Annotated in this window: 13 protein-coding genes and 1 tRNA gene; 2 read left to right on the forward strand and 12 right to left on the reverse strand. The window is 63.2% G+C overall.

The genetic code is table 11. The features are described 5' to 3' along the window. Window positions 1-17 precede the first annotated feature (17 nt). Window positions 18-317: a hypothetical protein gene (locus tag BSG08_RS07090; RefSeq protein ID WP_093034200.1), complete on the forward strand. Its 300-nt coding sequence runs from the start codon at window positions 18-20 to the stop codon at window positions 315-317. A gap of 27 nt (window positions 318-344) precedes the next feature. Here BSG08_RS07090 and BSG08_RS07095 read toward each other — a convergent pair. From BSG08_RS07095 to BSG08_RS07110, 4 genes are all read right to left on the reverse strand, one after another. Beyond that, window positions 345-421: transfer RNA gene (locus BSG08_RS07095), tRNA-His, on the reverse strand. A gap of 82 nt (window positions 422-503) precedes the next feature. Further along, window positions 504-857: a type II toxin-antitoxin system PemK/MazF family toxin gene (locus BSG08_RS07100; protein ID WP_093034203.1), complete on the reverse strand. Its 354-nt coding sequence runs from the start codon at window positions 855-857 to the stop codon at window positions 504-506. Further along, the gene (locus BSG08_RS07105; RefSeq protein WP_175544715.1) at window positions 851-1,087 is read right to left on the reverse strand and encodes an AbrB/MazE/SpoVT family DNA-binding domain-containing protein; all 237 of its coding nucleotides are present in this window, start codon (window positions 1,085-1,087) and stop codon (window positions 851-853) included. Before BSG08_RS07105 ends, BSG08_RS07100 begins: the two co-directional genes overlap by 7 nt. 190 nt (window positions 1,088-1,277) lie before the next feature. Continuing rightward, window positions 1,278-1,763, reverse strand: coding sequence for a GNAT family N-acetyltransferase (locus tag BSG08_RS07110; protein ID WP_093034324.1), 486 nt, complete (start codon window positions 1,761-1,763; stop codon window positions 1,278-1,280). 78 nt (window positions 1,764-1,841) lie between these two features. Between BSG08_RS07110 and BSG08_RS07115 the strand changes: the two genes are divergently transcribed. After that, a complete protein-coding gene (locus tag BSG08_RS07115; RefSeq protein WP_093034209.1) occupies window positions 1,842-2,030 on the forward strand; it encodes a DUF6324 family protein in 189 nt (62 codons plus the stop codon). On the opposite strand, the gene BSG08_RS07120 is transcribed toward BSG08_RS07115, so the two are convergent. The 8 genes from BSG08_RS07120 to BSG08_RS07155 form a co-directional block, all read right to left on the reverse strand. Beyond that, entirely contained in the window at window positions 2,025-2,468 is a 444-nt protein-coding gene (locus tag BSG08_RS07120) for an MmcB family DNA repair protein (RefSeq protein WP_093034213.1), read from the reverse strand. The genes BSG08_RS07115 and BSG08_RS07120 overlap by 6 nt on opposite strands. 270 nt (window positions 2,469-2,738) lie before the next feature. Further along, on the reverse strand, window positions 2,739-3,074 hold the full coding sequence (locus tag BSG08_RS07125) for a hypothetical protein (protein WP_093034216.1): 336 nt from the start codon (window positions 3,072-3,074) through the stop codon (window positions 2,739-2,741). 121 nt (window positions 3,075-3,195) lie between these two features. Continuing rightward, window positions 3,196-3,807, reverse strand: coding sequence for an extensin-like domain-containing protein (locus BSG08_RS07130; protein WP_093034219.1), 612 nt, complete (start codon window positions 3,805-3,807; stop codon window positions 3,196-3,198). Next, window positions 3,804-4,721, reverse strand: a complete 918-nt coding sequence (locus BSG08_RS07135) for a prephenate/arogenate dehydrogenase family protein (RefSeq protein ID WP_093034222.1) — start codon at window positions 4,719-4,721, stop codon at window positions 3,804-3,806. Before BSG08_RS07135 ends, BSG08_RS07130 begins: the two co-directional genes overlap by 4 nt. Beyond that, window positions 4,721-5,803, reverse strand: coding sequence for a histidinol-phosphate transaminase (gene hisC / locus BSG08_RS07140; protein WP_093034225.1), 1,083 nt, complete (start codon window positions 5,801-5,803; stop codon window positions 4,721-4,723). The genes BSG08_RS07135 and hisC overlap by 1 nt, the downstream gene beginning before the upstream one ends. Window positions 5,804-5,896: 93 nt before the next feature. Further along, window positions 5,897-7,318, reverse strand: coding sequence for a homospermidine synthase (locus tag BSG08_RS07145; protein ID WP_093034228.1), 1,422 nt, complete (start codon window positions 7,316-7,318; stop codon window positions 5,897-5,899). Window positions 7,319-7,400: 82 nt separating this feature from the next. After that, entirely contained in the window at window positions 7,401-8,021 is a 621-nt protein-coding gene (rpsD, locus tag BSG08_RS07150; protein WP_093034231.1) for a 30S ribosomal protein S4, read from the reverse strand. Between the two features lie 205 nt (window positions 8,022-8,226). After that, complete coding sequence (locus BSG08_RS07155) at window positions 8,227-8,697, reverse strand: cupredoxin domain-containing protein (protein WP_093034234.1); 471 nt, start codon at window positions 8,695-8,697, stop codon at window positions 8,227-8,229. Between the last annotated feature and the right edge of the window lie 208 nt (window positions 8,698-8,905).

The raw sequence follows: 8,905 nt of genomic DNA on the forward strand, positions 1-8,905 counted from the left end.
CACCGGGGAACAGAACCATGACACGACTGCACTGGATCATCCTGCTCTTCGCCCTCTGGACGGCGCTCTATGCGGGATCGTTCCTCGTGACCGCGAACATGCCCCCCGACGGAGACGGTTTCACCCGCGGCATGAACCGGGTCACGCTGTTCCTGCAATTCCAGCTCGGTGCCGGAGTGAGCGCCGCAATCGCCTGGTGGACGGGCCGACTCCTGCCGCGCGGCTGGCAACGCTGGCTCAGCCGCCTGCCCGCCATGATGACTGTCGCACTCTTCCTGCTGATCGGCATCATGGCCCTGGCCGCAACCCTGGCCTGACCGGCACGCAACGCGCCCTGAGCGGGATGGTACCGCCTCCCTGGCTTGAACAGGGGACCTCTGGATCCACAATCCAGCGCTCTAACCAACTGAGCTAAGGCGGCACTGGTGGGCGATTTAACTTTACCGCCGCGTGATTGCAAGCCTAATGAAAGACGCGCCATGGGTCACTTTGAAATTTGTCCGTCAGAGATCAATTTCAAGAATTGCTTCTATCCTGCCAAGAACCTCACACATGGTATGGTGATCGGCCTTGCTGTTGAATTCCGCGTTTCTTGCCAACCAGTCAAGACTTCTGACCTGACTGGTAATGACCACGCCTGAAATTCTGGCGCCTTTTGGCAAGGGAACGTCAAAAGAGCTGATTTTCTCTTTTGTTGTAACCGGGCAGACGAATACAAGCCCGGTCGCAATATTGAAATCCTGTCGCGATAATACCAAGGCAGGCCTTCGCCCGCCCTGTTCCGTTCCTGCGTGTGGTGTGAAGTCCAACCAGATCAGATCCCCCCGATCCGGCTGGTATGTCCCGTTTCTCACCACTCTTCGTCACCCTCCGGGCGGCCCCAGTCAACTTCTGATGCGGCTGCCTTGTCATGATCCTTCAATAGCTCCGCGAGCTTGAATTTCTTTCGCACCGGCGTCACGATCAACGATCCGTCGCGCAATTCGAGATTCACCGTTGCACCCTCTGCAAGCCGGGACTCGCGCGCCAGATGGCTTGGAAGCCTGAGCGCAAGGCTATTGCCCCATTTCGCTATATTGACTTGCATGTCTCGTCTCCCGCTTATCCATTCCACGTTTTGCGTTGCTGCCTTCATGTAGATACTTTTGATATACGTTCCTGCTGGGAGATTACAAATGATTCTTAGGCAATTTTCTTTAACAATCGGTTCATGCGATTCAATCTTGCCACTCTACAGCATGTTGCATCCAATCGGCTCACCACATCGGAAATAACCTCTACCGGAACGCAACCTCCCAGCTTTGTTCCACCAGGTCGCAGCCAAACGAACGCACCGGCCGGGACGAGACCAGCCGCCAGCCGCTCCGGGCATAGAGCGCGCAGGCGGCGCGATGGCTCTCATGCGTCCAGAGCTGCATGCCGTGATAGCCCCGCGCCTTCGCAAAGGCCATGCAGGTCTCCAACAGCCGCCTGCCCAGCCCCCTGCCACGCGCCTCGGGCACAAGCAGAAAGAGCCGCAGCTTGGCGATATCCCCGCTCAGCCGCACGCAAAAGATCGAGCCAAGCCTGCGCCCGTCCACCTCGGCGATCCAGCCTGCCTCGCACTCGGGATCATGGGCGGCGATGAAATCCGCCAGAATCTCCGCCACCAGCACCGCGAACGTCTCGTCAAACCCCTCGTCGCGGGCATAGAGCGCCCCGTGCTGCGCCACCAGCCAGGGGGCATCCTCGGCACGAAACGGGCGCAGGGTGATCTTGTCCATGGGCCACAGAAAACCGCCAGAACGCTTGCCAAGCAAGAGGGAAACGGGTAGCAGAGCGGCTCTTTCAAGGAGACCGCCATGGGCATCAATTCAGAGAGCGACATCGAGGCCAATCTTCAGATCGGGCCCACCGATCAGGGCATGGTGCGCCTTTACATTGAGGCGCAAGGCGTTGAAATTCCAATGGATTTCACCCCAGACGAGGCCGAGGAAATCGCCTCTGAGATCCTCGCCTCCGCCAGGACCGCGCGCGGCAAGGGATCATAGGCGCGGATCCGTCAGCCCCAGCAACCGCCGCGCCGCATGGCGCGCGAATTTCCGCGTCAGCGCCGCACGCCGCGCCCCCGCCAGCCGCGTTTCCGGCGCCATGCGGACAATCTCGGCATTATAGGCATCCGCCAGAATCAGCCCGGTGCCCTCGGGCAGAAGATCGAGGGGAAACGTCTCGTCCACCGCCCAGAAATAGCGGTCGCACCATTGCAGATAGCCCTGCCACTTGCCATCCCCGATGAAATCGGCGCGGCTCGACTTGCATTCCACCACCCAGATTTCGCCCTTGGGGCCAATCGCCATCACATCCACCCGCCGCCCCCGCTCGGGGACGAATTCCGTCATCGCATCGAAATCATGGCTGCGCAGGTGGCGGCACACGCCCCGCGCCAGCAATTGCCCCGGCGGCACAATCTGATCGGCGACCTGATCCATGACCCGATTATGAACAAAACGGGAACGCAATCAACCCCTTGCCGGAGGCCCTCACAAGGCTTATCTCAGAGCGGTGGCGGGTGCTGCCCTTCTCGTGACTGGTTGCATTCCGGTGGCCTTAAGCAATTCCGAGGGAATTGGCTCTGTCCGGGTCCTGGTCCGGTTACCCGATGCCCACCTGTACATACAGGTCCTCGGGAATGAGAACACCAAACGGCCGCGGCGGGCCCGTCACACCTTCCCCGACAACAGGAAACCCCGGAACGCCACTCAGCGCTTCTGCCAGAAGGCGCGGCCCTGCCCCTGTTCGACGCGCACCGGGATCACCGCATGGTAATGCTGCATGATGCGCTGCCGGTGCCCGCCGCGCGGCTCGTCGTCATCGTTATCCTTCAGGCGCATGACGGCAATGGCGAACTGCACCCCGGCAAACACGATCCCGTTGGCGATCCACAGGATCACCACCGCCAGAACGCCCTTGTCGGAATGGGTGACCAGATGCCAGAGGTTTGCGATATCGAACCACAGCAGCAGCGCCACAAAGGCCCCCGCGATGCCAAAACCGATGGCAACCTGCGTGATGTAGAGACGGATCAGCTTGGGCATGGCATGTCTCCCGCTTGGCAGATATGCAACTTACGCCTTTGTCACGCGATTACAAGGAGACGATCCGCCGCAGACCCGCCGCACCGCACCAAAAGATCGTGCCGCACCCGCGCGCCGGGCCTCACCGGCAATAGGGTCCGCCACGATGCCGCGCCGTGTCGAAATGGAAATGATCGCGGTGATGGGCGTCCGATTCGGGGCCCAGCACGGTGCCGAATGTCCCGCAGGCCTGCCCGTGCAGCCGCCGCAGGATGCGCCCCTTCTGCCCGTTGCCCCAGTCCTCGAGCACTGAAATCTCGGTGCCGTCCCGCAGTTGCAGCGCCGCGATGTCGATGGCGCGCCCCCTGCCATGCTCGGAGATCCGCGCGCCGGACTGATGGTTGCGCGCCCGGCAGACGTAATGCGCCGGCACCCGCAGACCGGTCAGTTCGCCGCCCATCCGACGGACCTCCGGCTTGGCGCTGCGCCTGACCCATTTGCCCACCGCCCGCGCCGTCGGGCAATCCAGCGTCGCAGGCTGGCTCAGCCGCACGCCATGCACCACCTCCAGACGCACCGCGCGCTCCACGCCACAGCCCGCCACCTCGCCCGGCAGATAACCCGACACGGACCCCGCCAGCCCCGGATCGCCACACAGCCCCCCGCGCCGCGTCACCTCCGGGTCATCGCCGCGCCCACAGCCCGTCGCCACCAGGCTCAGCCCCAGCGCCGCCCCGAGAACCGCCCGCATCATGTCTTTCTGCCCCGGCCGAAATCCGGCGCATCGGTGTCCTGCCCGGCCTCGATGATCCCCCGCCGGATCGCCCGCGTGCGGGTGAAATAGGCATGCAGATGCGCGCCATCGCCGGTGCGGATCGCCCGCTGCAAGGCGAACAGCTCTTCGGTGAACCGACCCAGGATTTCCAGCGTCGCCTGCTTGTTGTTCAGGAACACATCGCGCCACATGGTCGGATCGCTGGCCGCGATCCGGGTGAAATCCCGAAACCCGGCGGCGGAATACTTGATCACCTCGCTGTCAGTGACGCGGCGCAGATCGTCGGCCACGCCAACCATCGTATAGGCAATGAGATGCGGCGCGTGGCTTGTGACCGCCAGCACCAGATCGTGATGCTCGGCATCCATCTCGTCGGTATGGCTGCCCAAGGCCTGCCAGAACCGCTCCAGCCGCTCGACCGCCACGCGGTCGCTGCCCGCCTGTGGCACGATCAGACACCAGCGATTGTCGAACAGCTCGGCAAAGCCCGATCGCGGCCCCGAATGCTCGGTCCCCGCCAGCGGATGCGCGGGCACGAAATGCACGCCTTCGGGCAGGTGCGGCCCCACCGCCGCGATCACCGCGCCCTTGACCGACCCCACATCGCTCACCGTCGCCCCGGCCTTGAGCACCGGCGCGATCTCGGCGGCGACCGCCCCCATCGCCCCCACCGGCACGCAGAGCACCACCAGATCGGCACCCTCCACCGCCTCTGCCGCACTCTCGCAAACCCTGTCGCACAGCCCGATCTCGCGCGCCACATCCCGCGTCTCGGACGTCCGCGCATAGCCCGTCACCTCGCCCGCCACGCCCGCGCGCTTCATCGCCCAGAACATCGACGAGGCGATCAGCCCGAGACCGATCAGCGCCACCCGCCCGTAGATTTGCGCCATCAGCGGACCCCCTTGAACTGACCGATCGCATGCACGACCCGCCGACAGGCGGATTCGTCACCCACAGTGATCCGAAGCGCGTCCGGAAAGCCGTATCCCGCCACCCGGCGCACCAGAATTCCCTCGCCCCTGAGCGCGGCGTCGCAATCCGCGGCCTCCTGCTCGGAACCAAATCGCGCAAGGACAAAATTGGCATGGCTGTCATCCGCCGCGACACCCGTCTTGCGCAACGCCTCGATCAGCCAGGAACGATTGCGGATCGTGTCGGCGACAACCTTGGCCAGCCAGGCTTGATCACGCATCGCCACCTCTGCGGTGACAAGCTGCGTCGACGAAAGGTTGAAAGGCTGCCGAATACGGTTCAAGACCCCGATGATCGCGCCCGGCGCATACCCCCACCCGATACGCAGCCCACCCAGCCCATAGGCCTTGGAGAATGTGCGCGTCATGATGACATTCTCGCGCGCGCTGACCAGTGCGGCACCGCCATCATGACCTTCTGCAAATTCCGTATAGGCCCCGTCGAGCACCAGAATGGCACCACCCGGAATGCCGTCCGCGAGCCGGGCCAGTTCCGTCCCGGACAACAGCGTGCCCGTCGGATTACCGGGATTGGCAATGAACACGATCCGCGTCCGCGCCGTGCAGGCCGCAAGAATCGCCTCCACATCCACCCGGCGGTCGCGCTCGGGCACACATACCGCGGTCGCCCCCACCGCATGCGCCAGAATCGGATACATGGCAAATCCATGCTCGGTATGGATCACCTCGTCGCCCGCCCCGGCATAGGCCTGCGCCACGAACTGCAGCACCTCGTCCGAACCCACCCCGCAGATGATCCGCTCCGGATCAAGGCCATGCACCTCGGCGATCGCTGCCCGCAGATCCGCATGATCGGTGCAGGGATAGCGGTGCAGCGTCGCCGCCGACCGCGCAAAGGCCTCCTTGGCCCGATCGGACGGACCATAAGGGCTTTCGTTCGCCGAAAGCTTGAGCACCTCGGTCCGGCCCGGAATCACGGCCTCGCCGCTCTTGTAGAGCGCAATATCCATGATGCCCGGCTGCGGCGTGATCTTCGTCATCTGATCTGCTCTCCTGTCGTCCCGCTACATAGCGGGGCCGTCAGGGCAAAGAAAGGCTAAAACCGCCGCTCGCCGGGCAGGCAGAACCGCACCCTACGACGCCAGAACGTTGCGAAAGAGCCAGGGGTCGCTTTCGTCGATATCCTCGGGGAAATGCTCCCAGCGGTCGGTGAGCGGGGTCCAGTCGGTGTAATGCGCCTCGACCGGGCCCAGATAGGGCCGCTGCACCGCAAGGCATCGCGCGTGATCCATCTCGTCGGTCTCGACGATGCCCGCGTTCGGGTTCTCCAGCGCCCAGACCATGCCCGCCAGCACGGCGCTCGTCACCTGCAACCCGGTGGCATTCTGATAGGGCGCCAGATCCCGCGCCTCGGCGTTGGACAGCCGCGATCCGAACCACAGCGCGTTGCGTTCGTGACCGAAAAGCAGCACGCCCAGCTCGTCGCCGCCCTCCACGATCTCATCCGCGGTCAGGATGTGATGGCGCGCCTGCTGCCGGCCAGAGCCGAACATCTCGTGCAGGCTCAGCACCGCATCGTCGCAGGGGTGATAGGCATAATGGCAGGTCGGACGATACTCCGGGTGATCGCCCGACCCCACCGTGTAGTAATCCGAGATCGAGATCGCCTCGTTATGCGTGACCAGAAAACCGAATTGCGGCCCCGGCGTCGGACACCAGCTATGCACGCGGGTGATGGCGCCGGGCCGCTCCAGCCAGATCGCCGCCTTGCAGCCGCGCGCCTGCCGGTGGCCGTTCTCGGGAAACCATGTCTCATGCGTGCCCCAGCCCAGTTCGGCGGGCTGGAACCCCTCGGCGATGAACCCCTCGACCGACCATGTATTGACGAACGCGCCGCGCGGGCGTGGCTGATGACGGGCCTGCGTGTCGCGCTCGGCGATATGCACGCCCTTGACGCCCAGCGACTGCATCAACCTGGCCCAGCCCGCACGCTCTGCGGGCACCTCGACATCCCGCCCCGTGTCGCGCGCCAGCATGAGCAGCGCCTCCTTGACGAACCAGCTCACCATGCCCGGATTGGCGCCACAGCAACTTACCGCCGTCGGCCCGCCGGGATTGGCCGCCTTTTCGTCCCGCACCGCCTGGCGCAGCGCGTAATTGGTCCGCGCGGCGTTGTCCTCGGTGCCGAAATAATACCCCGCCCAGGGCTCGACCACCGTGTCGATATAAAGCACGCCGATCTCACGGCAGAACCGCATGATATCCAGCGACGAGGTATCGACGCTCAGATTGACACAGAACCCCCTGCCTTCGGGGAAAAGCCCGCCCAGAACCTCGCGGTAATTCTCGGGCGTCAACGCCACATCGACGAAATTCAGCTTGTGCTGGCGCAGGAAATTGTGCTGGCCCGCATCCGGCTCGATCACTATGAAACGGTCCGCGTCATACTCGAAATGCCGCTCGATCAGGGGCCAGGTGCCCTTGCCGATCGAGCCGAAACCGATCATCACGACGGGTCCGTCGATGCGGCTGTAAACCGGGTAATCCTCTGTCATTCTGGTCATCTCCCACGGGCTGAAAGCGAAAAGGCCGCACCCGGCGGCGCGGCCTTTCGGATCGGATGCGTCAGAACCGGGCTTAGTTCTGCGCGTAGAATTCGATCACGAGGTTCGGTTCCATCATCACCGGATAGGGCACATCCGACAGACCCGGCTGACGGACGAATTTCGCCACCATCTTGGAATGGTCGACCTCGATGTAATCCGGCACATCGCGCTCGGCCAGCTGCACGGCCTCCAGCAGCACGGTCATCTGTTTCGAGCGATCGCGCACCTCGATCACATCGCCCTCCTTCACCCGGTAGGAGGGGATGTTGACGCGGTTGCCGTTCACGGTGACATGGCCATGGTTCACGAACTGACGCGCGGCAAACATCGTCGCCACGAACTTGGCGCGATAGACCACGGCGTCCAGACGCCGCTCCAGCAGACCGATCAGGTTCTCGCCGGTATCGCCCCGGACCCGCTCGGCCTCGGCATAGATGCGACGGAACTGCTTTTCGGTCAGATCGCCGTAATAGCCCTTCAGCTTCTGCTTGGCGCGCAGTTGCAGACCAAAGTCGGACACCTTCGCCTTGCGGCGCTGACCATGCTGGCCGGGGCCGTATTCACGGCGGTTGACCGGGGATTTCGGACGCCCCCAGATGTTCTCGCCCATCCGACGGTCGATCTTGTACTTGGCAGACGTGCGTTTGGTCACGGCTGATCTCCTTCTTGAATTGCGAAGGGCGTTGTCCTCTGGTCCCGCCTTGCGACAGTCCCCGACAGGCTTCCCCTTGCGGGGTCCACCAACACCAATGAAGCCGCGCTTATACAGCGCCCGCCGCCACTGTCAACCACCCGGCTGCCGGGGGATGGTTGCGTCGTGGTATCGCGAAACAGGTTGCGACCGCCTTCAAGCAGGATCAGCTGACCGGCAACACTACGATCTCGCCGCGCATTGACGACGGATGATCGTGGCAGATGATAGAAAAGACGCCGACACGATCCGCGACGAACTCGATCCTGGCGAGCTCACCGCGGCGCAGGGTGAACGCATGTCCCAGGCCCTCGATCTCGGTGTGATGTGACGCACCATTGATACCGACAAAGTCCAGGACGACATTATCCCCCTGCGTGACCACGATCTGCGACGGGAGCCAGACATAGCTCGATACCTCCCATCGGCCCTCCGCGTTCGGCTCCTTGACGACATGGCCGCCTCCTTCGGGTAACGGCTGTGCCGGAAACGGCTCCTGCGCCACGTTGGTGCCCCCCTTGGGCTCGGCAGCGAGGATGGTGAAGTGCCGGACAATTGGCTCGCTCGACGCCGCCCCGACATGTCCAATGGTCCCGAGAACTGTCAGCAGCGCGATGAACGGATGCTTTAACCTCATGATATTCCCTTTTCATGTGTGATTGATTACAGGTATAAATTTAAATGCGACTGATTCGCAATTGCAATTTATTTCCGATTACTGACACAACAGCAACCTCAGAAAAAGCTGACTGAATCGCTCCGGGTTTGTCGGAGACCTATAGCTTCATTTCACGCGACCATATCGAGCACGTCGCGCTGTGCATAGAAGTTCTCTTCGGCCTCTG

The organism is Roseovarius azorensis (assembly GCF_900109455.1).
Taxonomy (GTDB): domain Bacteria; phylum Pseudomonadota; class Alphaproteobacteria; order Rhodobacterales; family Rhodobacteraceae; genus Roseovarius; species Roseovarius azorensis.